Origin of the sequence: Salipiger sp. D13 (genome assembly GCF_003703915.1) — a bacterium.
GTDB classification, from domain to species: Bacteria; Pseudomonadota; Alphaproteobacteria; order Rhodobacterales; family Rhodobacteraceae; genus Salipiger; species Salipiger profundus.
In genome coordinates, this window is record NZ_ML112590.1 from 669,297 (window position 1) to 694,814 (window position 25,518).

Genomic DNA, 25,518 nt, shown 5'->3' on the forward strand with positions numbered 1-25,518 from the left:
GGGGCCCCGGTGTCGTTTCAGGGGAACCCTACCGATGTCACATCCCGTCCGCTGGCCCCGCCTCGCCATCGCCACCCTGCTCGCGGCCATCGGTCTCGCGGGGTTCCTGAGCCTCGGCATCTGGCAGGTGCAGCGCCTGCACTGGAAGCTCGACCTGATCGAGCGCGTCGATGCCCGCGTGACCGCCGACCCCGTGCCGGCCCCCGGCCCCGCCGACTGGCCCGAGATCACCCGCGAGGATGACGAATACACCCGCGTGCGCCTGAGCGGGGAATACCTCCACGACGAGGAGGTGCTCATCTACACCCCCTCGGATTTCGGCCCCGCCGACTGGGTGCTGACACCGCTGCACCGCGACGACGGCAGCATCGTGATGGTCAACCGCGGCGTCGTCCCGCAGCGGCAGGGCGAGCCCGCCGCCTTCGACCGCCCCGAAGGCAAGGTCAGCGTGACCGGCCTGCTGCGCCTGTCCGAGGACGAGGGGTGGCTCTTTTCCCGCGACAACAACCCCGCCGAGCAGAAATGGTATCGCCGCGACATCGGGTCGATCACCGAGACCAAGGGCTTCGAGCAGGCGGCCCCCTATTTCGTCGATGCGGAGATGACCGACGCCGAGGGTTGGCCACGCGGCGGGCAGACTGTCGTGAAATTCCGCAATGCCCATCTGAGCTACGCACTCACGTGGTTTGCGCTGGCAGCTCTCGTGGCCGCCGGCTACGGGCTGCTGCTGTGGCAGGAAGTCCGCCGGAAATGAACCGGAACCACGCCGAATAAGGCATTGGTATGTCTTATGTTTTCCGACCGAAGGATCACGCAGGATTGCGGCCCGCGGTCCCGGGGCCACCCCGCGCGGACCAGTGGCACGGATAAAAAACTTCTGTCACGGCAAAAAAACTTTGAATTGGACCTGACCCGGAGAAAGCGTCTCAGAATTGTGACACGCGTACCGATGCGCACTCACAGCCGAGGGATGCTCCGCCGCGATGCACAGCCACCCGCAGCCAACGCCAGAAGGCCGCCCCGCCTCAGACCGACAGCGACGACAGCAGCCGCGGCATCAGGTCGAGGTGACGGCGAATGATCGCGACGGCGCGGGCCTCGTCATGGGCCGCGAGCGCGTCGATCATCTCGCGATGTTCTTCCTCGATCACGTCGGTCTTGCCGATCCCCTGCTGAAGCGACAGCATCGCAACCCGCGACAGCGGCGCCTGCAGGCCGTCGAACACCTTGACCAGCACCGTGTTTCCCGCCGCCGCGACCAGCGCCTGGTGAAACAGGCGGTTGATCTCGACGCAGCCCAGAAGATCGCTCGCCGGGGTCGCCTCGTGCAGGTCGCACAGTTCGGTCAGTTCCGGCGGCAGCGGCCGGGCCTCGGCACAGATCTTCTGCGCCGCGTGAACCTCGACCATGAGCCGGACCTCGTGCAGGTCGCGCAATTCGTCGGCAGAGAGCGGCAGCACCATCGCACCGCGCCGCGGGTGCAGCTCGAGATACCCCTCGGCGGCCAGCCGGTTCAGCGCCTCGCGCACCGGCGTGCGCGACACGCCGGTCAGCTCGCAGGCCATGGCTTCTTCGATGAAACCGCCCGGCGTGAAAGCCCCCTTGAGAATGCTCGCCCGGATCCCGTCATAGGCCCGTTCGCGCGCCGACAGCACTTTTCTTTCGCGCTGATCGCCCGAACCAACGATTTTATGACCGATCATTCATCAAATCCTTACATTTTCGTTCAGATCGACCAGTCTGACCGTAAGCTGGGCTGGACAGAATCGAATCTCTCTTCTTGTATACATGACGTACACGCCGAAAGGACAAGGTTGGAATGATGGACGGATCGCAGGGCGTGGAGCCCGGTAACACCTGGCGCGTCGGCGTCGACTCCGGGGGCACCTTCACCGATGTCTGCATGTTCGACGAAGCCAGCGGGCGGATCGCCGTCTGGAAGGTTTCCTCCACCCCGGACGACCCGTCGCGCGGGATCGCCCAGGGTGTCGAGGAAGGAATGACCGAACGTGCAGGCGGCGGGTCCGATCCCGCGGCCGCCATCGCCTATCTCGGTCACGGCACCACCGTCGCGACCAATGCGCTCATCACCCATCGCGGCGCCCGCGTCGGCCTCATCACCACAGGCGGTTTCCGCGACCTGCTCGAGATCGGCCGCCAGAAGCGCCCAGACCTCTACGACCTCTTCGCCGAGAAGCCGCAGACGCTGGTCCCGCGCGAACTGCGCTTCGAACTGGCCGAGCGGATGCTGCGCACCGGCGAGATCGACACCCCGCTCGACGAGGACGCGGTGCGCGCCGCCGCCCGCGCCATGAAGGAGGCCGGCGTCGAAGCGGTCGCCATCTGCTTCCTCTATGCCTTCGTGAACCCCGTGCATGAGCAGGCCGCGCGCCGCATCGTCGAAGAGGAGATGCCCGGCGCCTTCATCTGTGCCAGCCACGAGATCGCGCCGGAGTTCCGCGAGTTCGAACGGCTCTCGACCGCGACGGTCAATGCCTACCTCGGGCCGATCATGCACCGCTACATCTCGCGGCTCACCCCGCGCCTGCAGGACCTCGGCCTGCCCGTCGCGCCGCACCTGACGCAGTCCAACGGCGGCGTCGTGCGCTTCGAGGTCGCGGCGGAAACGCCGGTCCGCGCGGTGCTGTCGGGCCCCTCGACCGGCGTGGTCGCGGCGCAGGCAATCGGTCAGGCCTCGGGCTATGACGACATCATCACCTTCGACATGGGCGGCACCTCCTCCGACGTGGCGCTGATGGCCGGCGGCGAGACCACCCAGACCAACGAGAGCATCGTGCACGGCTACCCGATCAAGGCGCCGATGCTCGACATCCACACCGTCGGCGCCGGCGGCGGCTCGATCGCGCAGATCGACAGCGGCGGCCTGCTCAAGGTCGGCCCCGAAAGCGCCGGCGCCGATCCCGGCCCGGTCTGCTACGGGCGCGGTGCGACCGAACCCACGGTCACCGATGCCAACATCGTGCTGCAGGTGCTGAACCCGGTCGAGATCCTCGACGGACGCATGAAGGTGCACCGCGATCTCGCCGTCGAGGCCATCGGCAAGATGGCGGAAAAGCTCGGCATGGAAACCATGGACGTGGCGCAGGGCATCATCTCGGTGGTGACCGCCAACATGGCCAAGGCGATCCGGGTGATCTCGGTCCAGCGCGGCCACGATCCGCGCAACTATGCGCTCATGGCCTTTGGCGGCGCGGGGCCCCTGCACGCGGTGCGGCTTGCGCAGGAACTGGGGATGTCCTCGGTCATCATCCCGCGCAACCCGGGCATCCTCTGCGCCATGGGGCTGCTGCTCACCGACCTGCGCGCCGATTTCTCGACCACGCAGCTCACCCCGCTCGAGGCGGGCAACCTCGACACCATCGCCGACGCCATGGCCAAGGTCGAGGCCGAGGCCGGCGCCTGGTTCGAGCACGAGGCCATCCCCGCCGACAAGCGGATGCTCACCCGCCGCGTCGACATGCGCTACGACGGACAGAACTACGAGCTGTCCATCGCCCTGCCCGACGGCCCCGTGACCGCCGAAACGCTCGACGCGCTCAAGCAGGGGTTCACGCAGGCGCACGAGCGCATGTACGGCTTCGCCGTGCCCGAGGAACGCATCCTCTGCGTCACCTTCCGCGCCGAGGCGATGGGGCTGGTGAAGAAGGCAGAGCTGACCGCGCGCCCGCTGGGCGAGGCCGATTCCTCGGCCGCGATCATCGGCAAGCGCGACGTCTGGTATCCCGAGACCGGCGCCTTCACCGAGACAACGCTTTACGCCCGCGACCGGCTGCTGCCCGGCAACGTCTTCGAAGGGCCCGCCATCGTCGAGCAGATGGACACCACGACGCTGATCCCGCCGGGCGTGACCGCCCGCGTGGACACCATCGACAACCTTATTCTGGAGCTTTCCCGATGACCGCCCGGACCACCACTCACGCGCTCGACCCGATCACGGTCGAGGTCATCGGCGCGGCGCTCTCTTCGATCGTCGAGGAAACCGGCGAGGCACTCGTGCGCGCCTCCTACTCGACCAACATCAAGGAGCGCCGCGACTGTTCGACGGCCCTGTTCGACCGGCAGGGCCGCACCCTCTGCCAGGCCGAACACATCCCGATCCACCTCGGCAGCTTCCTCGACTTCATCCCGATGCTGCTCAGGGATCACGACGAGAAGGACCTGCGCCCCGGCGATGTCTTCGTCGGCAACGACGCCTACCGCGGCGGCGGCACCCACCTGCCCGACATCGTGCTCGCCGAGCCGATCTTCGTCGCGGACGAACTGGTCGCCTGGACGGTGAACCTCGCTCACCACTCGGATTTCGTCGACCGCGCCCATGCCCACATCTACCAGGAAGGGCTGCGCATCCCGCCGATCCGGCTCTACAAGGCGGGCGAGTTGCAGAAGGACGTGCAGGAGCTGATCCTGCTGAACTGCCAGGTCCCGCGCGAGCGGCTGTCGGACCTGCGCGCGCAGATGGCGGCGAACCGCGTCGGCGTGCAGCGATTCCAGGAGCTTTGCGCCCGGCACGGGGTCGAGACGGTGCTGGCCTCGGGCGAGGCGCTGCTCGACTACGCCGAGCGCAAGATGCGCGCCGGGATCGCCGCCCTGCCCGACGGTTCCTGGCGCTTCGAGGATGTGTTCGACAACCTCGACTTCGACACGCCGATCCCCTTCGCGGTCACGGTCACGGTCAGCGGCGACGAGCTGGCACTCGACTTCGAGGCGCCCGAGCAGATCCGCGCGCCGATCAACATGACCCGCACCGCGCTGCTCGCCACGGTCTACTACATCGTCAAGTCGGTGATCGACCCGACCGTGCTGCCCAACGCCGGCCTTGCCCGGCCGCTGACGGTGCGCGCACCCGAGGGCTCGATCCTCAACTGCAAGCATCCTGCCGCGGTGAACGGGCGGGTGCAGACCTGCCAGCGGGTCGCCGACCTGATCCTCGGCGCGCTCGCCCAGGCGGTCCCGGAGCGGGTCTCGGCCTGCACCAACTCGGCCTGCTCGGTCGCGGTGTTCTCGGGCACCCGCCAGAGCGGCCCGGACGCCGGCACCTACTGGGTCTACCTCGAGACCATCGGCGGCGGCGGCGGAGCCCGTCCGAACGCCGACGGGCTCGACGGCATCCACGTCCACGCCACCAACACCTCGAACCTGCCGGTCGAGGCGCTCGAGGGGGAATACCCCCTGATCCTCGAGCGTTACGAGCTGGTCGACGGCTCGGGCGGCGCCGGCAGGCACCGGGGCGGCATGGGCCTGCGCCGGGTCTACCGCGCCACCGAGGAATGCATGGTGCACGTCGACGTGTCGCGCAACATGTCCCGGTCGTGGGGCCTGCAGGGCGGTGGCGAAGGCGGCAACGGCAGCTTCGCGACGAGCCCCGAGAGCGGCACCTTCGAACGCGGCTACGGCACCCTGCGGGCCGGTGAATGGCTCGAAGTCGTCACTCCCGGCGGCGGCGGCTACGGCGCGCCCGAAGAGCGCAGCGAAAGCGACCGGCCGACGTCGATCGCCGCCGAGTGAACATACCTGATCAAAAGGGCCGAAAAGAGCCCGCCACAACCGACAAGGAGACTGAAAAATGACCACCAAGATGAACCGCCGCGGCTTTCTCGCCACCTCCGGCGCGGCCGCGGGTGCGCTGACGTTCCTCGGAACCAAGGGTGCCTTCGCCCAGAATGGCGGCACCCTGCGTTTCGGCCTTTCGGCCTATCCGCCGAGCCTGGACGTCTGGGCCTCGAACGGCACCGCTGCCGGCACCATCAAGCTTCTGTGCCACCGCGGGCTGCTGAGCTACGACAAGGACGGCGTCATGCAGGGCGAACTGGCCGAGAGCTGGGACGTGGCCGACGACGGCACCTGGACCTTCAAGCTGCGTGACGCCATGTGGCACGACGGCACCCCGGTCACCGCCGAAGACGTCGCCTGGACAGTGACCGAGGCGCAGAAGCCCGACTCTGCCGCCTACCTGCAGGGTCAGCTCTCCACCATCACCTCGGTCGAGACGCCCGACGAGAAGACCGTCGTGATGAAGACCGACGAGCCGCAGGCGGTGCTGCCGGGCTGGTTCGCGCACTACAACATGTCGATCATGAAGACCGGCTCCGAGCGCGACAGCCTGATGGGCGCGGGTCCGTTCAAGCTCGTGTCGATGGATCGCGGCGTGTCGATCTCGGTCGAGGCCAACCCCGACTACTACAAGGAAGGCCTGCCCAAGGTCGCCGGCATCGACGCGATCGTCTACGCCGACGAGAACCTCCGCGTGGCGGCGCTGGAAGCCGGTGACGTCGACATCGTCGAATACGTGCCGTGGCAGGCGATGGCACAGGTCGGCGAGAACGACGACCTGCAGCTCGACACGACCTTCGGTCCGTTCATGTACCTGACCTTCAACGCCACAAAGCCGCCGTTCGACAACCCGCTCGTCCGCCGCGCCATCGGTCACGCCATCAAGCGCGAGGACATCGCCGCCGCCGCCTTCTACGAGCGCGGCGCGCCGCTCGAGCACCTGCCGATCGCCGATGCCTCGGCCTTCTACAACGCCGACCTTGCCAACTCGTGGAACTACGACCCCGAGAAGGCGCAGTCGCTGCTTGCCGAGGCTGGCTACCCGGACGGCTTCGACTGCACGATGCTGTCGACCGCGCAATACGGGATGCACCAGTCGACCGCCGAGGTCTGCCAGGCCTACCTGTCGATGATCGGGGTCAACGTCACGCTCGACCTGCCGGAATGGTCGACCCGCGTGAAGAAGGGCAACGAGGGCACCTTCGATCTGGCCGTGATGGGCACCGCCGCCGACAACAACGACCCCGACGGCCTGTCCAACGTGCTCGACGGCTCGCTGCCGCCCAGCTACGCGCGCAGCTACGGCATGGAGACCCCGAAGATCTCGGAGCTTTTCGCCAAGGGCCGTGCCAGCTTCGACACCGAGGAGCGCAAGGCGATCTACAAGGAACTCGAGCAGGTCGCCATCGAGGAAGCCCCGATCATGGGCCTGTGCTGGCGTGAACAGGGCTACGGCCTTGCCGGCAACGTCAGCGGTTTCTCCAACCTGCCCGGTCAGCTGACCTTCTACTCGGGCTTCACGCTCGAAGAAGCGATGCTCGGCTGAGCTAGGCGCAAGCAAGACCCATGTTGAGATATATCGCTTTCAGAAGCCTCGTCGCCCTGTTCCTTGTCTGGGTCGTCGTCTCGGTCGTGTTCCTGCTCCTGCACCTCATCCCCGGTGATCCGGCGGAGTTGTTGCTGAGCACCGGGAACGTCGCGGCCGATCCGGCGGCTGTCGCCGCACTGCGCGAACAGATGGGTCTGAACGATCCGATCTGGCAGCAGTATCTCGACCATATGGCCGGTGTCCTCACCGGCGATCTCGGCGCGTCGTTCCGCGACGGCGCGCCGGTGAGCGAACAGATCGCGCAGCGCCTGCCCCGCACGCTCGAGGTGATCCTCGCCGCCGCCATCATCGCGACCGGCATCGGCGTGCCCCTGGGCACCTATGCCGCCATCCGCGCCGACGGCAAGGCCGACGCCACGATCTCGTTCTTCGCCTCCGCCGCGCTCTCGACCCCGGTGTTCGTGGTCGGCTCGGTGGTGATCCTGATCTTCGCGCAGGAGCTGCAATGGCTGCCTGCCGGGGGCTTCGTGCCCTTCTCGGAAGATCCCGTCGAACACATCAAACTCTTGCTGATGCCCGCCTGCACCGTGGCGCTGACGCTGCTCGCGGTCATCACCCGCATGAGCCGCGCCTCGGTGCTCGAGGTCCTCCAGCGCGATTACGTGCGCACCGCCCGGGCCAAGGGGCTCAAGCGCACGCCGATCCTGCGGCGCCACGTGGTGCGCAACGCGCTGATCCCGGTGCTGACCGTGCTGGGCCTCGAGATGGGCACCCTGATCGGAGGCACCGTCCTGGTGGAATTCGTCTTCAACTGGCCCGGTCTGTCGGGCTACCTCGTCTCGGCCGTCGACGCGCGGGACTACCCCGAAGTGGTGGGCATCGTTATGACGATCTCGATCCTCTTCGTGTTCCTCAACCTCGTGGTCGACGTGGTGAACGCCATCCTCGATCCCCGCATTTCGCTGGTGCGCTGACATGAGCCGGTCGACACGCAAGCTGATCCTGCCCGGCGCCATCGTCGTGCTGATCGTCGCCGCCGTGGTGCTCGCCCCGGTCCTGCCGCTGCAGGACGTGCGCGCCATGGACATTCCCAACCGCTTCGCCGGCCCCTCGGGCGCCCACTGGCTCGGCCAGGACGAGTTCGGCCGCGATGTGCTCTCGCGGCTCATCTGGGGCGGTCGCGCTTCGCTCTTCATCGCGGTGGGCTCGGCCATCTTCGCCGCCATCGCGGGCACGACGCTCGGGCTGCTCGGCGGCTACTTCCGTGGCGTCGTCGAGCTGTTCACCGTGCGCGCTGCCGAGATCATCCTGTGCCTGCCGCCGCTTCTGCTGGCGCTACTGGTGGTGACCATCCTCGGCGCCGGCACGTGGCCGCTGATCCTCGCGCTCACCATCCTCTACACGCCGAATTACGCCCGCGTGGTCTATGCGGCGACGCAGCAGGTGCGCGGGCTCGACTTCGTCACCGCGCAGCGCGCCATGGGCACCCACCCTCTCAAGATCCTGGTGCGGACGATCCTGCCCAACGTGCTGCCGCCGCTGCTGGTACAGATGTCACTGGTCGTGGCTTCGGCCATGGTCATCGAGAGCGGGCTGTCGTTCCTCGGTCTCGGCGTCGTGCCGCCCACGCCGTCCTGGGGCCTGATGATCCGCGCCGCGCGCGGGGCCATGGAGGTCGCGCCGCTGCTGCTGGTCTGGCCGTCGCTGGCGCTGGCCGGGACGATCCTGACCTTCAACCTGCTCTGCGACCGGCTGCAGTCGGCGCTCGATCCGCGGGCGGTCACCGCCGGCGGCGCGCTCTGGCTGCGGCCCCGCTCGAAGGAGGCAAAGGCCTCCGCCCCCGCACCGCAGGCCGAGGCGGACGCCCCGCTGCTGCAGATCGACGACATGTCGATCGCGGTCAACGACCTCGAGCTGGTGCGCCGCGTTTCGCTGACCGTGCGCCAGGGCGAGACCGTGGCGCTCGTCGGGGAATCCGGTTCGGGCAAGACCCTCACCGGCCTTGCGATGACCGGCCTGCTGCCCGACATGCTGCGGGTCACCGGCGGCAGCGCCATGTTCCACCGCCGCGACGGCAGCGCCATCGACCTTGCCAAGCTCGACGAGGAAGGCATTCGGACGCTTCGCGGCGACGAGGTGTCGATGGTGTTCCAGGACGCCGCAGCGTCGCTCAACCCGGTGCTGCGCATCGGCGAACAGGTGGCCGAGGCGATCCAGGCGCATCACGCGCTCGACGGCACGGCCCTGCAGGCCCGCGTGGTCGACCTGCTCCGCCACGTCGGCATCCCCGACCCCGAGCGCCGCGCCCGCGCCTATCCGCACGAGTTGTCGGGCGGCCAGCGCCAGCGCGCGATGATCGCCGTTGCAGTGGCCAACAGTCCGCGGCTGCTGATCGCCGACGAGCCCACCACGGCACTCGACCCGACGATCCAGGCGCAGATCCTGCAGCTCTTCGCGCAGCTCAAGGAAGACCAGCCCGAGATGGGCCTGATCTTCGTGACCCACGACCTTGCCGTCGTCGCCGAGATCGCCGACCGCGTGACGGTGATGTACGCGGGCGAGGTCGTCGAGGAAGGCCCGGTCTCCGAGGTCTTCGAGCGCCCGCGCCACCCCTACACCGCCGCGCTGATCTCCTCGGTGCCCGAGGGCGGCGCCGAGCGGCTGACCGCGATCCCCGGCGCCGTGCCCTCGCCGCACCAGATGCCGACCGGCTGCCGCTTCGCGCCGCGCTGCGGCTTCGCGACCGACCAGTGCCGCGAGCGGGTCCCGCGCGCCGAGCATCCCGCCCCCGACCGGGTCACCCGCTGCCACCGCTGGGAGAACGTCACATGAGCGAACAGACAGACACCACGCAGCCGCTCGTCGTGGCCGACCATCTCGGCCGCAACTATCCGATGCGCCAGGGCCTGCTCGGCCGCCAGCACGACATATGGGCGGTGCGCGACGTGAGCCTGACCATTGCCAGGGGCGAGACCGTCGGCATCGTCGGCGAGTCCGGCTGCGGCAAGTCCACGCTGGGCCGCATGATGATGGGGCTCGAGTCTCCCACCACCGGGACCATGACCTTCGAGGGCCGCGACCTGACCGGCCTGTCGAGCGCCGAGCGCCGCAAGCTGTCGCAGCGGATGCAGATGGTCTTCCAGGACCCGTTCGGCTCGCTCGATCCGCGCCGCTCCATCGGTGCGCAGATCGCCGACGGCCTGCGCACGCACAACATCGTGCCCACCTCCGAGGTAAAGGCCGAGGTGGCCCGGCTGCTCGAACAGGTCGGCCTTCCCGCCTCGGCGGCGCAGCGCCGCCCGCACGAGTTCTCGGGTGGCCAGCGGCAGCGGATCGCGGTGGCCCGGGCGCTCTCGACGAAGCCCGACTTCATCGTCGCCGACGAACCGGTCTCGGCGCTCGACGTGTCGATCCAGGCGCAGGTGGTGAACCTGCTGATGGACCTGCGCCGCGACCTCGACCTCGCGATGCTGTTCATCAGCCACGACCTGCACGTGGTGCGCCACCTCTGCACCCGGATCGCAGTGATGTATCTTGGCCGCGTGGTCGAGGAAGGCCCGGCGGAAAAGGTCTTCGGCACGCCCGCGCACCCCTACACGCGGGCGTTGCTGGCGGCGACGCCCTCGCTGCACCCCAAGGACCCCGAGGACTCAAGCCGCGTGCTGCCCGGCGAACTTCCGAGCCCGGCGAACCCGCCCTCGGGCTGCCCGTTCCGCACCCGCTGCCCGATCGCCGAAGAGGCCTGCGCCAGCGCCGTGCCGCCGCTCGACCCGGTGGGCGACAACTGGCGCGCGGCCTGCATCAAGGCCGGCCCGCTCACCCGGGAGGCCGCCGCATGACCGAGGCGCCCGTCGCCATGATCACCGGCGCCAACCGTGGCATCGGCGCCGCCATCGCCGAGGCGCTGGCCACGCGCGGCTACCGGCTGTCGCTGGGCCTGCGGGACCCGTCGACGCTGCCCGACAGCCTTGCCACGCATGACCCGCTCGTGGTGCCCTACGACGCCGCGAAGCCCGAGGCCGCGCGCGCCTTCGTCGAGGCCACCGAGGCGCAGTTCGGCCGGATCGACGCGCTGGTGAACAACGCCGGCATCGCCGGGCCGCTCGAACTGATGCCGGAGGAGCCGCAGGCCGACGACGAGATGGAAGAGGTGCTCGACGCGCTTCTGTCGATCAACGTCAAGGCACCCTTCCGGCTGACCCGCGCCGCGCTGCCCGCGCTGTGCCGCTCGGGGACCGGCCGGGTCGTGGTGCTCGCCTCGCTTTCGGGGCAGCGGGTGCTGGGGCTCAACGCCGGCTACCAGATGACCAAGCACGCGGCCATCGCGCTGTCGCATGCCGCCCGCCGGGCCGGCTGGGACCACGGGGTGCGCGCCTGCGCCGTCTGCCCGGGGTTCGTCGCCACCGACCTGACGCTGCGCCACGACGAGCTGCCGCGTCACGAGATCACCCAGCCCGAAGACCTTGCCCGCCTCGTCGCCGAGGTGGTGACCCTGCCCAACACGGCAACGGTCTCGGAGCTGAACGTCAACTGGCGCTACGAACCGGGGCTGTGATGAGACCTTTCGTTGAAACCCTCGAAGGCGACCCCTCGCTTCCCGGCGAGGTCGACATCGTCGTCATCGGCGGCGGCATCGTCGGTTGCTCGGCCGCGCTTCGGGCCGCCGAGCTGGGGCACCGGGTGGCGCTCGTGGAAAAGGGCCGCATCGCCGGCGAGCAGTCGAGCCGCAACTGGGGCTGGGTGCGCCGGATGGGCCGCGACGTCGCCGAGTACCCGCTGGGCATAGAGAGCCTGCGGATCTGGGACACACTGGCCCAGCGGCTCGGCCACGAGACCGGCTTCCGCCGCTCCGGCATCGTCTACACCGCGCACACCGACGCCGAGATGGCATGGATCGAGAAAGTCGCCGCGGACGCCGACCGCTTCGGCATCGGCGCGCAGCGGCTGACCCGCGCGCAGCTGGCAGAGCGTTTCCCCGGCGCTTCCCTGCCGGCGCGCGCGGGACTTTTCACCGAGGACGACGGCCGCGCCGAGCCCTCGCTTGCGGCGCCCGCCATCGCCCGGGGTGCCCGCGTCAAGGGCGCGAAGATCCTCACCGGCTGCGCGGTGCGCAGCATCGAGACGTCGGCGGGCGCGGTCTCGGGGGTGGTCACCGAACGGGGCACGATCCGCTGCCGCTCGGTGATCCTCGCCGGCGGCGCTTGGTCGCGGCTCTTCCTCGGCAATCTGGGGATCGACCTGCCACAGCTGCGGGTGCGCGGCTCGGTGCTGCGCACGGCGCCGCTCAAGGGCGGCCCGGCGCATGCGCTCGGCAACGGCGACTTCGGCATCCGCCCGAGGCTCGACGGGGGCTACACGATCTCGCGCCGGGGCCGCGCCAGGGTGCAGATCACGCCCGACAGCTTCCGGCTGCTGACGAAATTCCTGCCCGCCCTTCGCAAGAACCGGGGCGAGCTGGCGCTGACCGTCGACCGCGGCATGTGGGACGGCCTGACTACCGCCCGCCGCTGGGCCGACGATGCCGTCACCCCCTTCGAACGCTGCCGGGTGCTCGACCCCGAGCCCCGCGAGGCCGAACTCGCGCGGACCATGCGCGCCGTCGAAGCCGCGTTCCCCGCCTTCAAGGACGCAAGGATCGCGCAGAAGTGGGGCGGCATCATCGATGTGACCCCGGACGCGGTGCCGGTCATCGGCCCCGCCGCGCAGATCCCCGGCCTCACCCTAGCCACCGGGTTCTCGGGCCACGGCTTCGGCATCGGACCGGCCGCCGGACAGCTTGCCGTGGAGCTTGCCACCGGCGCGGCGCCGCTCGTCGATCCGACCCCGTTCCGGGCCGACCGCTTCGGCACCATGCCCGCAACCGCGCAGGCCGCGGAATGACCGGGCGCGGCGAAAATTTTCTCTATCGGTCGGACAGCCGAATGAATTGGACGCACCCCGCGTCACTCCGGTTCACTCGGACCCGACCGCTCACGACTGACAAGGACCAGACCAGATGATCGAAAAGATCCGTATCGCCGAGCTGACCTCGGAAGAAGCCCGCCAGGAACTCACCTCCGAGGCCGTCGTGCTGCTGCCCATGGGCTCGCTCGAGGACCAGGGCATCCACGCGCCGATGGGTGACTACATGGCAGCCGACCTGATGGCGATGGAGATCGCCAAGACCGCCCGCGAGGACGGCGTGCCGACCTTCGTGGCCCCGGTCATTCCGTTCGGCGGCAAGGACTACTTCGAGTCGAGCCACGGCGGCATCTCGATCAGCCATGCCACGCTCTGCGGCATCCTCGACGACATGTTCGGCTGCCTCGAGCGTCACGGCATTCGCAAGCTGATGATCGTCAACGGCCACGGCGGCAACGTGCCCGCGATCACCGAGGTCGCGCTGCGCTGGCGCCAGAAGGCGGGGCTCTTCATCCCGTCGATGTATCTCTGGCAGGTGGCCTACGGCGAGCTTCCCGCGCTCATCGGCGCCGACAAGGCCAGGGCGAGCTCTGGCCACGGCGGCGATCCGCTGACCTCGGTCGGCCTGCATTTCTACCCCGACCTGATCCGGCAGGACCTCGTCAAGCCCGCCCCCACCGGCAGCACGATCAAGGGCATGGACATCGGCGGCTTCTCCTCGGTCGTCTACGACGGCGCGAAGATCCAGGCCCCCATCGAAGCGCTCGAGGCGACCGAGACCGGTGCCTACGGCTGCGATCCGACCCTGTGCTCGGCCGAGACCGGCGACGTGCTGGTCAAGCGCCTTGCCGCCATCGGTGCCGGGCTGGTGCGCGACCATGTCGCCAAGGGCCTGCACGACTAAGCCTACAACCAGAACCGGCATCGGCCGGCAAACCCCAACCAACACGGAGTATCCGACATGAATGTCAAAACCGTATTCGGCCTTGCCACGGGCCTCGCCATGCTGCTGGGCTCCACCGCCTACGCGGAAACCACCTGGAAGATGGCCACCAAGATGCCGGTGGACAGCCCCGAGGGACAGGTCTTCGAGAAGTTCGCCGAGCTGACCGAGGAATACACCGACGGCGAACTCAAGATCACCGTCTATCCCAACGAGCAGCTCGGCAAGGAGAACGCCGTTCTCGAGCAACTGCAGGCGAACATCGTGCAGATCTACGCCGAGGGCTACAGCTACATGAAGAAGTGGGAACCGGCGCTTGACTGGACCACGCCCGCCTTCGCCTTCGACGATTTCGACCACTGGGTCCGTTTCATGAACTCGGACCTCGTGAAAGGCTGGTTCGACAACGCCGCCGAAGCTTCGGGCGTGCGCCCGCTGGGCGATCCGACGCGCGTGCTGCGCGGCCCCTTCCGGGTAACCGTGTCGAACGTGCCGCTCGAGACCGCTGCGGACTACGATGGCCTCAAGCTGCGCATGCACGAGAGCAAGAGCGCCATCGAGACCTGGGACGCCATCGGCGCCGAGGTGATCACCCTGCCCTGGACCGAGGTCTACCAGTCGATCTCGAAGGGCATCGTGCAGGCCGTGAACTCGCCCATCGCGCTGGTCGAATCCATGCGCTTCAACGAGGTCGCTCCCTACATCACCCGCATGGACGAATACTGGCAGTCCGTGGGTTTCATGGTCAACGAGGATGCACTGAACGCGCTTGACGAGGAGACCCGTGCCGGGCTGCTCAAGGCCTATGACGAGGCCGGCGCAATGTCGCAGGATCTGATGTTCTCGGTTGCGGACGCAAGCATCGAACGCATGGTCGAGGATGGCGCCACCTACACCGTCATCGACACCGCGCCGCTGGTCGACACGATGCGCGCCTACTACGAGGAACAGGCCGCCGAGGGCAACCTGCCGGACGGTCTTCTCGAGACCATCGACGAGACCCGGGCCGCTTCGCAGTGACACCCGAAGACTACATGCCGGAGGGCCCGCTTCAGCGGGCCCTCAACCGGATCGACCGGTTGAACTGGACACTGGGCGGGGCCTTCCTCTGGATCTCCAACATCTGTCTTCTGGCGATGCTGGCCCTGACCACCGCGACGATCATCCTGCGCCCGCTGGGCCTTGCGGCCTACTGGATCTGGCCCTGGACCATGGTGTTCTTCATCTGGCTCAGCTTCTTCGGCTTCTTCGCGCTCTACGCGCGCCTCAAGGACGTGCGCGTCGACTTCGTGGCCGAGCGGCTCGGCCCGGCCGGCATGGTCGTGACCCGCGTCGTCTCGGATGCGGCGACCCTCGTCGTCACCGGCGTGCTGCTGATGGAGGTGCCGACCGTCATCGCGACGTCGACGGGCATCTACGACGGCGCCACGCTGCCCACCGGCGTCGAGCTGCCGCGTCTCGCGCTTTCGTTCCCGCTGTTCGTCTCGACGGCCCTCGTGGCGCTGACCGCCATCCTCGACATCGTGAAGCTGGCGGCGGGCATGCCCGAGAACGTCACCGACCATCACCCGGAGCTGTAACCCATGGCCTGGATCCTCTTCGGCACATTCATCGCACTGATCCTGATGCGCGTGCCCATCTCGATCGCCATCGGCACCGCCACGGTGCTGACCTTCCTCACCTCCGATTTCTCATCGGCGATGCAGATCATTCCCCAGCAGATGCTCGAGGGCGTGAACAAGGCCTCGCTGACCGCCGTGCCGTTCTTCATCATGGCCGGCAACCTGATGAACGCCACCGGCGTGACCGAGCGCATCTTCGCATTCGCCAATGCCCTCGTCGGCCACCTGAAAGCCGGTCTCGCGCAGGTGAACATCCTGTCGTCGATGATCTTCGCGGGCATCTCGGGCGCCGCCGTGGCGGACTGCGCGGGCCTTGGCGCCATCGAGATCAAGGCGATGCGCGAACGCGGCTACAAGTCCGACTTCGCCGCTGCCATCACCGTCGCCTCGTCGGTCATCGGGCCGCTCATCCCGCCGTCGATCGGGCTCGTGCTCTACGCTTTCCTTGCCCAGCAGTCGATCGAGCGGATGTTCCTTGCCGGGCTGGTGCCGGGCATCCTCGTCGGCCTGTCGCTGATGCTCTACGTCCGCTTCCGCGCCCAGTTCGAGGAATTCCCGACGCAGCCCCGCGCCACCCCGCGCGAGATCGCGGGCTCCGCCAAGCATGGCTTCCTCGCACTGGTCGCTCCGGCGATCATCCTCGGCTCGATCATGTTCGGCTTCGTCACCGCCACCGAGGCGGGTGTGCTGGCCTGCATCTACTGCATCATCATCGGCCTGTGGTACAAGGAGCTGACCTTCCGCGCCTTCGTCGCGGCGCTGTCGGACACCGCCATGATGACCGCGGTCATCATGATCATCATCGCCTTCTCCATCGCCATGGGCTGGCTGCTTGCGATCGACCAGACTCCGCAGAAGCTGGCGGATTTCACCTTTGCGCTGACCGAGGACAAGAACGTGTTCCTCGCGCTGCTGCTGGTGTTCATCATCCTCGTCGGCTGCGTGGTCGAGGGCGTGCCCGCCAAGCTGATCCTCGTGCCGACGCTGCTGCCGCTGATCGACGCCTACGGCATCGACCGGGTTCACTTCGGCATCATCATCCAGCTCGGCCTGCTGATGGGCATTGCGACGCCGCCCATGGGCATCGGCCTCTACATCGTCGCCGAGGTCGGCCGCGTCCGCTTCGAGAAGGTGACGATGGCCGTGCTGCCTATGCTGATACCGCTTCTCGCGGTGCTGCTCCTGCTCACCTACGTGCCCCAGACGGTCACGTTCCTGCCCGACCTCATCCTCGGGCCCCAAAACTAAGAGAACCAACATGTCCAACCTGACCTACAAGCTGAACCCGATGCCCGCGCCGATCCCGCAGGAGAAGCTCGACCGGCTCGCGAAACTCGAGACCGCGACCATCGGCCACTTCTACCACTACGGCTTTGCCGCCCCCGCGATCCAGCCTGTGCTGCCCGGCAAGGTCGTGGCGGCCACCGTCGCGACGCTGGCGATCCCCGGGCTCGACAGCACGCTGCTGCACCACTGCCTCAGCCAGTGCGGGCCGGGCTACTTCCTTGCCGTCGACCGTCTGGGCGATACGAAATACGCCTGCTGGGGTGGCGGCGTGACCCGCATGGCGGCAATGATCGGACTCGAGGGCGGCTGCGTCGACGGCCCGCACACCGACACCGCGGAGATCAAGGAGCAGGACTTCGCCATGTGGTCGCGCGGCCCCTCTCCCGTCACCACCCGGCTCTACAACACCGGCGGCGGCTTCAACGTGCCGGTCTCGATCGGCGGCGCGGCGGTGCTCCCGGGTTACGCGGTGCTTGCGGATGAGAGCGGCGTGCTCTTCATCGCCCCCGAGGATCTCGACGAGGTCATCGCCGAAGGCGAGCTGAAGACCGAGCGCGGCCAGGTGAACGAAGCCAAGATCACCGGCGGGCTGCACCTCGGCGAGATGTCCGGCGCGACCAAGATGGTCGAAGCCAAGACCAAGGGCTGACGCTCAGCGCGTCACGAACGAGGCATACTTCTCATGGCCTGCACACCAGTTCCGCGCCGCCTCGCGCGCGAGATCGAGCACCGCGCCCACCTGCTTGCGGCGGGCCCGGTTGACATGGGTGCAGGCCACCTCGAGCGCGGGGATCGGTTCGGTCGCGGGTATCTCGACCAGCCGGCCCTGCGCGATGTCCCTTTCGAGCGGCGTCAGCGCCAGCGCGGACGCGCCGTAGCCCTGACGCAGCATCTCGCAGATCGTGGCGAGCGAATTGCCGTAATGGCGGGCCGCCGGGCGCTCGCGCATCTCGTCGACGTATTGCGCCACCGGATTGAACAGCGGCGAGGTCTTCGGGTAGAGCACCAGCGGCAGCGTGCGCAGATCCTCGGGCGTCATCGGCAGATCGCGCCCGGCGATCACGTCTGGCCGCGCCACCCAGCCGACCGTGTAGCGCACTGCGAAGTCACTGTCGGGCGCGCGGTCACCGCTGGCGGTGAAGGCCGCGTCGAGCGTCCCCGAGGCGATGAAACCGCGCAGCTGCATGTCGGAGCCGGCGTAGATGTCGAGCAGCAGATCGGGGTCGGCCTCGGCCACCGCGTCGCGCAGCAGCGGCCCGAAGGTGAAGGCCGCCATGCCGGCAAGTCCGATCGACAGCCGCCGCTTCCGCTTGTCCTGCAGCCGGCCCATCATCGCCTCTCGCAGGTTCAGGAACTGGACCGCGAATTCGGCAACCTCGATGCCCTGGTCGGTCAGCGCGAAGCTTGCCGCCTCGCGGTCGATCAGCGTCTTCCCGAGATCCTTCTCGAGCGACTGGATCCGGGCCGAGACCGCCGGTTGCGTCAGCGACAGGAACTCTGCCGTCTGGCGGTAGTTTCGCAGCTGGCTCAGCCAGTAGAACGCCTCGAGCTGCTTGAAATTCATAAGAAATCCCCAATGACAGAAGACTCAAAGGAGCGAAAATGACCGTCGCCGTCTATCTCCCCCTCGAAGACAAGACCCAGTGGTGGGTGGACATGCTGGCCGATCTCCTGCCGGGCTGGACGGTCAAGGCGCTCGACGCCGTGACCGACCCGTCCGACGTGCACTACGCCGTCGTCTGGCGTCCGCGCACCGGTGACATCGCCAAGTTCCCCAATCTCAAGGCCGTGGTCTCCATCGGCGCGGGCATCGACCACGTTCTCGCCGACGAAGAGCTGCCCGGCGACGTGCCGATCATCCGCACCGTCGGCGACGACCTGACCCAGCGGATGCGCGAGTACGTGGCGCTGCACGTGCTGCGCCATCACCGCGACATGCCGCGCCAGCTCCAGGCGCAGGCCGAGGTCGACTGGCACGCCATCGTGGTGCCCGTCGCCCCCAACCGCACCATCGGTGTGATGGGTCTCGGCAACCTCGGCGCGGCCGCCGCGCAGACGCTTTCGGCGCTCGGCTTCCACACCCGTGGCTGGTCGAAATCGGAAAAGCAGATCGAGGGTGTCGAGACCTTCGCAGGCGCCGACACGATGGACGCCTTCCTCGACGGTTGCGAGATCCTCGTGAACCTGCTGCCGCTCACCGACCAGACACGCGGCATCCTGAACGCGGACCTCTTCGCCAAGCTCGCCCCGGGCGCCTGCCTCGTCAACTGCGCGCGCGGCCCGCATCTCGTCGACGAGGACCTTCTCGCGGCGCTCGAAAGCGGCCAGATCAAGCAGGCGACGCTCGACGTCTTCCACCAGGAGCCGCTGCCGGCGGACAACCCGTTCTGGACCCACCCGGCGATCACCGTGACGCCGCACGTCGCGTCGCAGATCGACGCGCAGACCGGCGGCCGGATCATCGCCGCGAACCTCAAGACTTTCGAGGAAACCGGCACCTGCGCTGACGTGGCCGACGCCAAGCGCGGCTACTGACCCCGCTGCGGCTGTTTCTGCCGCAGTGCCGAGAACCGAAAGCGCCGGGCCGGAGCCCGGCGCTTTTTCGTGTCGATAGGGTCGAAGACGCCGGCGCGAGGCCGGGTCAGGCATGCTGCCCGCCGTTCACGTCGATCGAGGCGCCGTTCACGTAGGACGCCTGTTCCGAACAGAGGAACAGCACGACGCGGGCCACCTCGTCGGGTTTGCCGAGCCGGCGCAGCGGGATCAGCGAGAGCATTTCCTCGGTGCCCGGCGACAGGATCTCGGTTTCGATCTCGCCCGGCGTCACCATGTTCACGCGCACACCGCGCGGCCCCAGTTCGGCCGCCGCCTCGCGGGTGAGCGCCTCGAGCGCCGCCTTCGAGCAGGCATAGGCCGTGCCGGCGAACGGGTGCACCCGCTTGCCGACGATCGAGCCCACGTTGACCACCGCGCCCTTGCCGGCCTCGAGCTCGGGCAGCAGGTCGCGCATCAGCGCCGCCGGCCCCACGAGGTTGACGCCAAGCACCTGGCTCCAGACCTCGTCCGAACTCTGGGCGACCCCGAGCCGTGCGCCGTCTTCGCCCTTGGGCGAGATGCCGGCGTTGTTGACGATGGCATGCAGACCGCTCTCGCCCAGCGTTTCGCGCACGCGCTCGACCAGGTCCTGCCGGGCCGAGGCGTCCGACAGGTCACCCTGGAAATGGTCGGTCGAACCGGCGTGCCAGGGGCAGCGCGCATCGAAGGCGGTGCGGGACACCGTCAGCACGCGCCAGCCCGCGGCCTGGAACACCTTGACCGTCGCATGGCCGATCCCGCGGCTCGCCCCGGTCAGGAGCAATGTCTTCTGAGTCATGTCGGTCTCCGTTTCGTGACCCCGGAGGGCCCCGGGTTCACCCGTATCAGATGTGGAACGAGATGCCGGAGGCTGCAAGTCCGCCGCCCATCGCCGACACCGTGCCGTCGGCCCGCCAGCAGGCCGCGCCGGTCATCGCCCCGCCCTCTTCGAAGGCGATGAGGTTCATCCCGCCACCGATGTGCGGCACCAGTTTCACCTCGTGGCCCTTGGCCTCGAGCGCAGCCTTGTGGTGCGCGTAATCGGGCTCGAGCTCGACATGCGCACCCTCGGTCCAGATCCGCGGAGCTTCCACCGCCTGCTGCGGGCTCATGCCGTGGTCGATCATGTTGACGATCGACTGCATGGCCGAGGGGAAGATCCGGACCGCGCCGGGAAGCCCCAGCGCGAAGCGCGGGCGGCCGTCCTTGAGCACGATCATCGGCGCCATCGAGGTCGGCACCCGCTTGCCCGGCATGATCGACAGCGCCTTCCCCGGATGCGGATCGAAGTTGTACATGTAGTTGTTGGGGATGATCCCGGTGCCGGGCACCATGAAACGCGCCCCGAACAGCCCGTTGATCGTATGCGTCGCCGAGACGATGCGCCCGTCCTCGTCGGCCACGGTGATATGCGTGGTGTTGTTGCTCTCGTAGCCCGGCGGCACCGGGGTCGCGCCGCCGACATCACGCAGGCGCGCGCGGCAGTCTTCGGCGTAGCCCTTCGAGATCAGCTTCTCGACGGGGATGTCGACGAAATCCGGATCGCCCGACGCCGCGCGCCGGTCTTCGAAGCCCACGCGGATGACCTCGGCCAGCAGGTGCAGCTTCTCGGGATTGTCGAAGCCCATGCCGGCAAGATCGTAGCCTTCGAGGATGTTGAGCATCTGCGCGACATGCACCCCCGAGGAGGCCGGCGGCGGCGGGCCGACGATGTCGTGGCCCCGGTAGCTGCCGAAGATCGCCTCGCGCTCGCGCGCGGTATAGGAGGTGAGATCTTCCATCGACACCGCGCCCGCGTCCTCGCCACCGGTCGCGAGCCGTTCGACCAGCGCCTGCCCAAGCGCACCGCCGTGCAGCGCCTCGGCACCTTCGCGGGCGATGAGCTTCAGGCTCTCGGCGTAATCCGCCTGCACCAGCCGGTGACCCGGCTTCGCCGGGCTGCCGTCCGGCAGGAAGATCGACGAGATCACCGGGTCCATCGCCATGTCCTCGGCGTGACGCTCGATGTTGGACGACAGGTATTCCGTCACCGGGAAGCCGCCCGCCGCGAGCCGGATGGCGGGTGCGATGACGTCGGCGAAGGGCAGCGCGCCGTGGGCCGCGTGCATCTTGCACCACCCTCGCAGGTTGCCCGGCACCGCCACCGCCGACGGCCCGACGAGGTTCCGGCGGCCCGCAGTTTCCATGTAGTCCGGAAGCCGGTCCGAGACGGGCGTGAACATGTCCGGTGTCGCGGCGGCCCCTGCCTGCGAGAGACAGTCATATACGGTGTGCGTGCCGTCCGGCAGCCGAAGGTGCGAGACACCGCCGCCCGCGATGCCGACCATCATCGGCTCCACCACGGTCAGGGTCAGCAGCGCGGCCACCGCCGCATCGACGGCATTGCCGCCGAAAGCGAGCATCTCGTGGCCCGCGGCGGAACCGAGCGGGTGGTTGGTCACCACCACCCCCTTCGAGCCCCGCGCGGGCGATTTGCGGCAGGTGAACGGCAGCGGCGTTTCGGACGTCATCGGAACCTCTCTGGTGGCGGAAGCATGGCCCCGGCCCGGGACTCTGGCGCCGAACACGCAACGCGCGGCGCCTTGGCGGGGCGGAAGACCCTGGGATGTGGTTTCGGGCAAAGTAGAGGCGCAAATTTCAAAGGTCACGCAAAATCTGCGTCGAAATGACTTGGAGCAGCCTCAGACAGGAGATATTGCCCTATCCGCCTGACATATCCGGGCAACATCCGACGTACGCCTCGGCGTAAAACGACACCGGGGGCACGAGAATAGAGCAGGCTGCAAGAATTTTCGCTCAAATTTTAGGCGAAAACGGGCAATTAGCCCGGATCCAGACGCCGCCAACATGAAAAATCCAAAATTTTATGACTGAACGGTCGCATTTTTACGATGACTCGGTCATTAATGTTTTCGCAGAACGAACAACCAGGGACGGGAATCATCCCCTCTCGCACGACCGGACCGCAACAGGAGACAGGACAACATGACCCTTTCGCACCCCCTCAAGAGCTTTGCCGTCGCAGCCTGCTTCGGCGCCGTGCTCGGCGCCCCCGCCATGGCGCGCGACATCAAGATCGGTCACTTCGGGGCCCCCGGCACGCCCTTCGACGAAGGCGTCCAGTATTTCGCGCAGCAGGTCGAGGAACTCTCGGGCGGCGACTACACCGTCACCAACTTCCCCTCCGGCCAGCTCGGTAACGAGGCCCAGCAGATCGGCGCGCTTCAGGGTGGCCTGCAGGAGATGCTGATCACCTCCTCGACCAACCTCATCAAGTACAACGAGCGCTTCCAGCTCATCGACCTGCCCTTCGCCTTCGAGGATGACGCCGCCACCGACAAGGTGCTGCTCGGCGAGGTCGGCAAGGAGATGCTCGCCGGTCTCGACGGTTCGGGCATGAAGGGCCTGACGTTCATCGACAACGGCTTCCGCGACCTGTCGAACTCGGAGCACCCGATCGAGACGCTGGCCGATTTCGAGGGCCTGAGCTTCCGCGTCATCGGCGCACCGGTGTTCATCAACACCTTCGAGGCACTCGGCACCAACCCCGTGCCGATGCCGTTCCCCGAGGTCTACACCGCGCTGGAAACCGGCACGGTCGACGGCCAGGACAACCCGCTGCTGACCGTACGCGACGTGAACTTCTACGAGGTGCAGGACTACCTGACCACGTCGAAGCACGCCTACTCGGCGCTGGTCATGCTGATCTCGCAGCCGTTCTGGAACAGCCTCTCCGACGAGGACAAGGCCATGCTGCAGGAAGCCGCCGACAAGACCGCCGTCGAGAACCGCAAGATCATGCGCGCGGCCGTTGCCGAGGCGAAGGAGTTCCTTGCCAGCGAAGAAGGCGGCATGACCATCTCCGAGTTCACCCCCGAGGCCCGTGCCGAGATCCGCGACGCGGTGGCACCGGTCACCGAGGAACTCGTCACCGACTCGATCCGTCCGCTCTATGACGAGATGCAGGCCGCGCTCGCCGAGGACTGATCGACCCCGGGGACCGGTGCCCGCTCCCTGCGCCGGTCCCCATCCTGTTTCTACCGAAGGTATCCCGAATGCCCGTTCTCCGCATGGCCGAAAAGCTGCTCGAAGCGATGGTGGCACTGCTGCTCTTCGCGCTCGTGGCGATGGTCTTCACCAATGTGATGCTCCGCTTCTTCATGAATTCCGGCATTGTCGTGACGGAGGAGGTGTCGCGCATCGTGCTCAGCATCCTGATCCTGAGCGGTGCCGTGCTGGCCCTGATCCAGCAGCGCCACATTGCCATGACGCTGGTCGTCGACCGGCTGCCCGAGACCGCGAAGAAGGTGGTCGTCGCCGTGACCGGCGCGGTGATGCTCTACGGCAACTGGCTGCTCGCCAAGGGTGCGTGGATGCAGGCCACGCTGAACTTCTCGTCGTCCTACCCGATCTCGGGCCTGCCGATGGCCACCATCTACGTCGCCGCCACGCTTGCGGGCGCCGCGCTCGCGCTGGTCGTGGCCGCGCGCATGGTGCTGATCCTCGCGGGCCGGATGCCCGCCGACCGTTTCTTCCAGGCCGCCTCGGCCGACATCGCCGAATGAGCCGCGCATGACTTTTGTCGTTTTCCTTACCGTCCTGATCCTCGGCATCGTGCTGGGCCTGCCCATCGCCTGGGCGCTCATCGCCTGCGGCATCGCGCTGATGCTGCACCTCGATTACTTCAACGCTCAGATCATCGCGCAGAACATGATCCTCGGGACAGACAACTTCATCCTTCTGGCGATCCCGTTCTTCATCCTCGCGGGCGAACTGATGAACAGGGGCGGCCTGTCGCGCCGCATCATCGAGGTCGCCATGGCCGCCTTCGGCCATGTCTCCGGCGGCCTGGGCTACGTCGCCATCTGCGCCTCGCTGATCATGGCCTCGCTCTCGGGCTCGGCCATCGCCGACAGCGCCGCGCTGGCCGCGATCCTGATCCCGATGATGAAGCTCGGCAACTACCCCGAGGGCTCCTCGGGTGGCCTGCTCGCCGCGGGTGGCGTCATTGCCCCGGTGATCCCACCGTCGATCGCGCTGGTGGTCTTCGGCGCCATCGCCAACGTCTCGATCTCGGGACTGTTCATGGCGGCCATCGTCCCGGGCACCCTCATGGCGCTGTCGCTGGTGCTGGCCTGGCGCTTCGTGTCGCGCGGCGGCGGCTTCCAGACGCTCGAACGCAAGAGCCGCGCCGAGGTCCTGCGGGCCCTCTGGGTCGCGCTGCCGGCGCTGGTGCTGCCCGTCGTCGTCATCGGCGGCCTGCGCATCGGCATATTCACCCCCACCGAGGCCGCGGTGATCGCCGCCGTCTACGCGATGCTGGTCGGCGCCTTCGTCTACGGGGAACTGACGCTTCGCAGCTTCTACGAGGGGCTGGTCGAGGCCGGCAAGACCTCGGCGGTGGTGATGTTCCTCATCGGCACCTCGATGGTCTCGGCATGGCTCATCACGATCGCCAACCTGCCGACGCAGGTGATCGCCTTCCTCGAGCCGTTCATGGACAGCCCGCAGATGCTCGTCGGCATGATCGTCGTGCTCACGCTGCTGCTTGGCATGGTGCTGGACTTCACGCCGCTGAGCCTGATCCTGATGCCCATCGTGATCCCGCTCGGCAAGGCGGCGGGCATCGACCTGGTCTACTTCGGTGTGGTCTTCACCATCGCGGGCGCGCTGGGGATGCTGACACCGCCGGTGGGCAACGTGCTCAACGTGGTCGCGGGGGTCGGCAAGGTGCGGCTCGACCGCATCATGGTTGGCGTGCTGCCGTTCCTCTTCGCCGAGATCGCGGTGCTGGCACTGCTGGTGATCTTCCCGCAGATCGTCACCCTGCCGCTGGAGCTGCTGCGCTAGGCGACCACCGACGCCGCATGGCCCGCACTCCCGGGCGGTCCATGCACCCCGGCGCGGCGTCTCTCCCCCGTCGCGTCACTGCGCCGTCCCGCCCACCGGGACGGCGCTTTTTTGTGTGCGGGCCGTCGTAGGGTGGGTTTTCAACCCACCGCCCACGCGCCGTCGCCGCCTACGCCACACACGAAAAAAGGGGCGGCACCGGTTCGGCACCGCCCCGTTCG

Annotated in this window: 22 protein-coding genes; 18 read left to right on the top strand and 4 right to left on the bottom strand. The window is 67.9% G+C overall.

The window, feature by feature from the left end:
- The first annotated feature begins 34 nt into the window (after positions 1 to 34).
- A complete protein-coding gene (locus D6860_RS03090; RefSeq protein WP_017468258.1) occupies positions 35 to 754 on the top strand; it encodes an SURF1 family protein in 720 nt (239 codons plus the stop codon).
- A gap of 271 nt (positions 755 to 1,025) precedes the next feature.
- Here D6860_RS03090 and D6860_RS03095 read toward each other — a convergent pair whose 3' ends face one another.
- Positions 1,026 to 1,703, bottom strand: a complete 678-nt coding sequence (locus D6860_RS03095; RefSeq protein ID WP_076624088.1) for a GntR family transcriptional regulator — start codon at positions 1,701 to 1,703, stop codon at positions 1,026 to 1,028.
- A gap of 116 nt (positions 1,704 to 1,819) precedes the next feature.
- On the opposite strand from D6860_RS03095, the gene D6860_RS03100 reads away from it, so the two are divergent.
- The 13 genes from D6860_RS03100 (at position 1,820) to D6860_RS03160 (ending at position 17,522) form a co-directional block, all read left to right on the top strand.
- Positions 1,820 to 3,919 (top strand): hydantoinase/oxoprolinase family protein, encoded by a 2,100-nt coding sequence (locus tag D6860_RS03100; RefSeq protein WP_076624087.1) that lies wholly within the window; start codon positions 1,820 to 1,822, stop codon positions 3,917 to 3,919.
- Positions 3,916 to 5,526 carry a hydantoinase B/oxoprolinase family protein gene (locus D6860_RS03105; RefSeq protein ID WP_076624086.1) on the top strand — a complete coding sequence of 537 codons (1,611 nt, stop codon included), beginning with the start codon at positions 3,916 to 3,918 and terminating at the stop codon, positions 5,524 to 5,526. The genes D6860_RS03100 and D6860_RS03105 overlap by 4 nt, the downstream gene beginning before the upstream one ends.
- Positions 5,527 to 5,584: 58 nt before the next feature.
- Positions 5,585 to 7,117 carry an ABC transporter substrate-binding protein gene (locus tag D6860_RS03110; protein WP_076624085.1) on the top strand — a complete coding sequence of 511 codons (1,533 nt, stop codon included), beginning with the start codon at positions 5,585 to 5,587 and terminating at the stop codon, positions 7,115 to 7,117.
- A 20-nt stretch (positions 7,118 to 7,137) separates the two neighbouring features.
- Positions 7,138 to 8,094 carry an ABC transporter permease gene (locus D6860_RS03115; protein WP_076624084.1) on the top strand — a complete coding sequence of 319 codons (957 nt, stop codon included), beginning with the start codon at positions 7,138 to 7,140 and terminating at the stop codon, positions 8,092 to 8,094.
- A 1-nt stretch (position 8,095) separates the two neighbouring features.
- The gene (locus D6860_RS03120) at positions 8,096 to 9,952 is read left to right on the top strand and encodes a dipeptide/oligopeptide/nickel ABC transporter permease/ATP-binding protein (protein ID WP_076624083.1); all 1,857 of its coding nucleotides are present in this window, start codon (positions 8,096 to 8,098) and stop codon (positions 9,950 to 9,952) included.
- Positions 9,949 to 10,959, top strand: a complete 1,011-nt coding sequence (locus tag D6860_RS03125) for an ABC transporter ATP-binding protein (RefSeq protein WP_076624082.1) — start codon at positions 9,949 to 9,951, stop codon at positions 10,957 to 10,959. The genes D6860_RS03120 and D6860_RS03125 overlap by 4 nt, the downstream gene beginning before the upstream one ends.
- Positions 10,956 to 11,675, top strand: coding sequence for an SDR family NAD(P)-dependent oxidoreductase (locus D6860_RS03130; RefSeq protein WP_076624081.1), 720 nt, complete (start codon positions 10,956 to 10,958; stop codon positions 11,673 to 11,675). The genes D6860_RS03125 and D6860_RS03130 overlap by 4 nt, the downstream gene beginning before the upstream one ends.
- Positions 11,675 to 13,000, top strand: coding sequence for an NAD(P)/FAD-dependent oxidoreductase (locus D6860_RS03135; RefSeq protein ID WP_076624080.1), 1,326 nt, complete (start codon positions 11,675 to 11,677; stop codon positions 12,998 to 13,000). Before D6860_RS03130 ends, D6860_RS03135 begins: the two co-directional genes overlap by 1 nt.
- A gap of 115 nt (positions 13,001 to 13,115) precedes the next feature.
- Positions 13,116 to 13,925: a creatininase family protein gene (locus D6860_RS03140; RefSeq protein ID WP_076624079.1), complete on the top strand. Its 810-nt coding sequence runs from the start codon at positions 13,116 to 13,118 to the stop codon at positions 13,923 to 13,925.
- Between the two features lie 57 nt (positions 13,926 to 13,982).
- Positions 13,983 to 14,984: a TRAP transporter substrate-binding protein gene (locus tag D6860_RS03145; RefSeq protein ID WP_017469358.1), complete on the top strand. Its 1,002-nt coding sequence runs from the start codon at positions 13,983 to 13,985 to the stop codon at positions 14,982 to 14,984.
- Complete coding sequence (locus D6860_RS03150) at positions 14,981 to 15,544, top strand: TRAP transporter small permease (protein ID WP_237218886.1); 564 nt, start codon at positions 14,981 to 14,983, stop codon at positions 15,542 to 15,544. Before D6860_RS03145 ends, D6860_RS03150 begins: the two co-directional genes overlap by 4 nt.
- A gap of 3 nt (positions 15,545 to 15,547) precedes the next feature.
- On the top strand, positions 15,548 to 16,834 hold the full coding sequence (locus D6860_RS03155) for a TRAP transporter large permease (RefSeq protein ID WP_076624077.1): 1,287 nt from the start codon (positions 15,548 to 15,550) through the stop codon (positions 16,832 to 16,834).
- Between the two features lie 10 nt (positions 16,835 to 16,844).
- Complete coding sequence (locus tag D6860_RS03160; protein ID WP_083697831.1) at positions 16,845 to 17,522, top strand: RraA family protein; 678 nt, start codon at positions 16,845 to 16,847, stop codon at positions 17,520 to 17,522.
- A 3-nt stretch (positions 17,523 to 17,525) separates the two neighbouring features.
- Here the strand turns inward: D6860_RS03160 and D6860_RS03165 are convergent, their stop codons facing one another.
- A complete protein-coding gene (locus tag D6860_RS03165) occupies positions 17,526 to 18,437 on the bottom strand; it encodes a LysR family transcriptional regulator (protein ID WP_076624076.1) in 912 nt (303 codons plus the stop codon).
- 38 nt (positions 18,438 to 18,475) lie between these two features.
- Here D6860_RS03165 and D6860_RS03170 point away from each other — a divergent pair, with 38 nt between their 5' ends.
- Positions 18,476 to 19,408, top strand: coding sequence for a 2-hydroxyacid dehydrogenase (locus tag D6860_RS03170; RefSeq protein WP_076624075.1), 933 nt, complete (start codon positions 18,476 to 18,478; stop codon positions 19,406 to 19,408).
- Positions 19,409 to 19,514: 106 nt separating this feature from the next.
- Here the strand turns inward: D6860_RS03170 and D6860_RS03175 are convergent, their stop codons facing one another.
- Complete coding sequence (locus D6860_RS03175; protein ID WP_076624073.1) at positions 19,515 to 20,246, bottom strand: SDR family NAD(P)-dependent oxidoreductase; 732 nt, start codon at positions 20,244 to 20,246, stop codon at positions 19,515 to 19,517.
- 46 nt (positions 20,247 to 20,292) lie between these two features.
- Positions 20,293 to 21,957 carry a gamma-glutamyltransferase gene (ggt, locus tag D6860_RS03180; RefSeq protein ID WP_076624072.1) on the bottom strand — a complete coding sequence of 555 codons (1,665 nt, stop codon included), beginning with the start codon at positions 21,955 to 21,957 and terminating at the stop codon, positions 20,293 to 20,295.
- A gap of 475 nt (positions 21,958 to 22,432) precedes the next feature.
- Here ggt and D6860_RS03185 point away from each other — a divergent pair, with 475 nt between their 5' ends.
- From D6860_RS03185 to D6860_RS03195, 3 genes are all read left to right on the top strand, one after another.
- Positions 22,433 to 23,434 (top strand): DctP family TRAP transporter solute-binding subunit, encoded by a 1,002-nt coding sequence (locus tag D6860_RS03185; protein WP_017467319.1) that lies wholly within the window; start codon positions 22,433 to 22,435, stop codon positions 23,432 to 23,434.
- 68 nt (positions 23,435 to 23,502) lie between these two features.
- Positions 23,503 to 24,012 (top strand): TRAP transporter small permease, encoded by a 510-nt coding sequence (locus D6860_RS03190; RefSeq protein ID WP_017467320.1) that lies wholly within the window; start codon positions 23,503 to 23,505, stop codon positions 24,010 to 24,012.
- Positions 24,013 to 24,019: 7 nt separating this feature from the next.
- Positions 24,020 to 25,297, top strand: a complete 1,278-nt coding sequence (locus D6860_RS03195; RefSeq protein WP_076624070.1) for a TRAP transporter large permease — start codon at positions 24,020 to 24,022, stop codon at positions 25,295 to 25,297.
- Positions 25,298 to 25,518: the final 221 nt, after the last annotated feature.

Excerpts from the sequence above, each read along its gene's own strand:
- D6860_RS03090 (WP_017468258.1), top strand. The coding sequence starts at position 35 with ATGTCACATCCCGTCCGCTGGCCCCGCCTCGCCATCGCCACCCTGCTC.
- D6860_RS03095 (WP_076624088.1), bottom strand. The coding sequence starts at position 1,703 with ATGATCGGTCATAAAATCGTTGGTTCGGGCGATCAGCGCGAAAGAAAA.
- D6860_RS03100 (WP_076624087.1), top strand. The coding sequence starts at position 1,820 with ATGATGGACGGATCGCAGGGCGTGGAGCCCGGTAACACCTGGCGCGTC.
- D6860_RS03105 (WP_076624086.1), top strand. The coding sequence starts at position 3,916 with ATGACCGCCCGGACCACCACTCACGCGCTCGACCCGATCACGGTCGAG.
- D6860_RS03110 (WP_076624085.1), top strand. The coding sequence starts at position 5,585 with ATGACCACCAAGATGAACCGCCGCGGCTTTCTCGCCACCTCCGGCGCG.
- D6860_RS03115 (WP_076624084.1), top strand. The coding sequence starts at position 7,138 with ATGTTGAGATATATCGCTTTCAGAAGCCTCGTCGCCCTGTTCCTTGTC.
- D6860_RS03120 (WP_076624083.1), top strand. The coding sequence starts at position 8,096 with ATGAGCCGGTCGACACGCAAGCTGATCCTGCCCGGCGCCATCGTCGTG.
- D6860_RS03125 (WP_076624082.1), top strand. The coding sequence starts at position 9,949 with ATGAGCGAACAGACAGACACCACGCAGCCGCTCGTCGTGGCCGACCAT.
- D6860_RS03130 (WP_076624081.1), top strand. The coding sequence starts at position 10,956 with ATGACCGAGGCGCCCGTCGCCATGATCACCGGCGCCAACCGTGGCATC.
- D6860_RS03135 (WP_076624080.1), top strand. The coding sequence starts at position 11,675 with ATGAGACCTTTCGTTGAAACCCTCGAAGGCGACCCCTCGCTTCCCGGC.
- D6860_RS03140 (WP_076624079.1), top strand. The coding sequence starts at position 13,116 with ATGATCGAAAAGATCCGTATCGCCGAGCTGACCTCGGAAGAAGCCCGC.
- D6860_RS03145 (WP_017469358.1), top strand. The coding sequence starts at position 13,983 with ATGAATGTCAAAACCGTATTCGGCCTTGCCACGGGCCTCGCCATGCTG.
- D6860_RS03155 (WP_076624077.1), top strand. The coding sequence starts at position 15,548 with ATGGCCTGGATCCTCTTCGGCACATTCATCGCACTGATCCTGATGCGC.
- D6860_RS03160 (WP_083697831.1), top strand. The coding sequence starts at position 16,845 with ATGTCCAACCTGACCTACAAGCTGAACCCGATGCCCGCGCCGATCCCG.
- D6860_RS03165 (WP_076624076.1), bottom strand. The coding sequence starts at position 18,437 with ATGAATTTCAAGCAGCTCGAGGCGTTCTACTGGCTGAGCCAGCTGCGA.
- D6860_RS03170 (WP_076624075.1), top strand. The coding sequence starts at position 18,476 with ATGACCGTCGCCGTCTATCTCCCCCTCGAAGACAAGACCCAGTGGTGG.
- D6860_RS03175 (WP_076624073.1), bottom strand. The coding sequence starts at position 20,246 with ATGACTCAGAAGACATTGCTCCTGACCGGGGCGAGCCGCGGGATCGGC.
- ggt (WP_076624072.1), bottom strand. The coding sequence starts at position 21,957 with ATGACGTCCGAAACGCCGCTGCCGTTCACCTGCCGCAAATCGCCCGCG.
- D6860_RS03185 (WP_017467319.1), top strand. The coding sequence starts at position 22,433 with ATGACCCTTTCGCACCCCCTCAAGAGCTTTGCCGTCGCAGCCTGCTTC.
- D6860_RS03190 (WP_017467320.1), top strand. The coding sequence starts at position 23,503 with ATGCCCGTTCTCCGCATGGCCGAAAAGCTGCTCGAAGCGATGGTGGCA.
- D6860_RS03195 (WP_076624070.1), top strand. The coding sequence starts at position 24,020 with ATGACTTTTGTCGTTTTCCTTACCGTCCTGATCCTCGGCATCGTGCTG.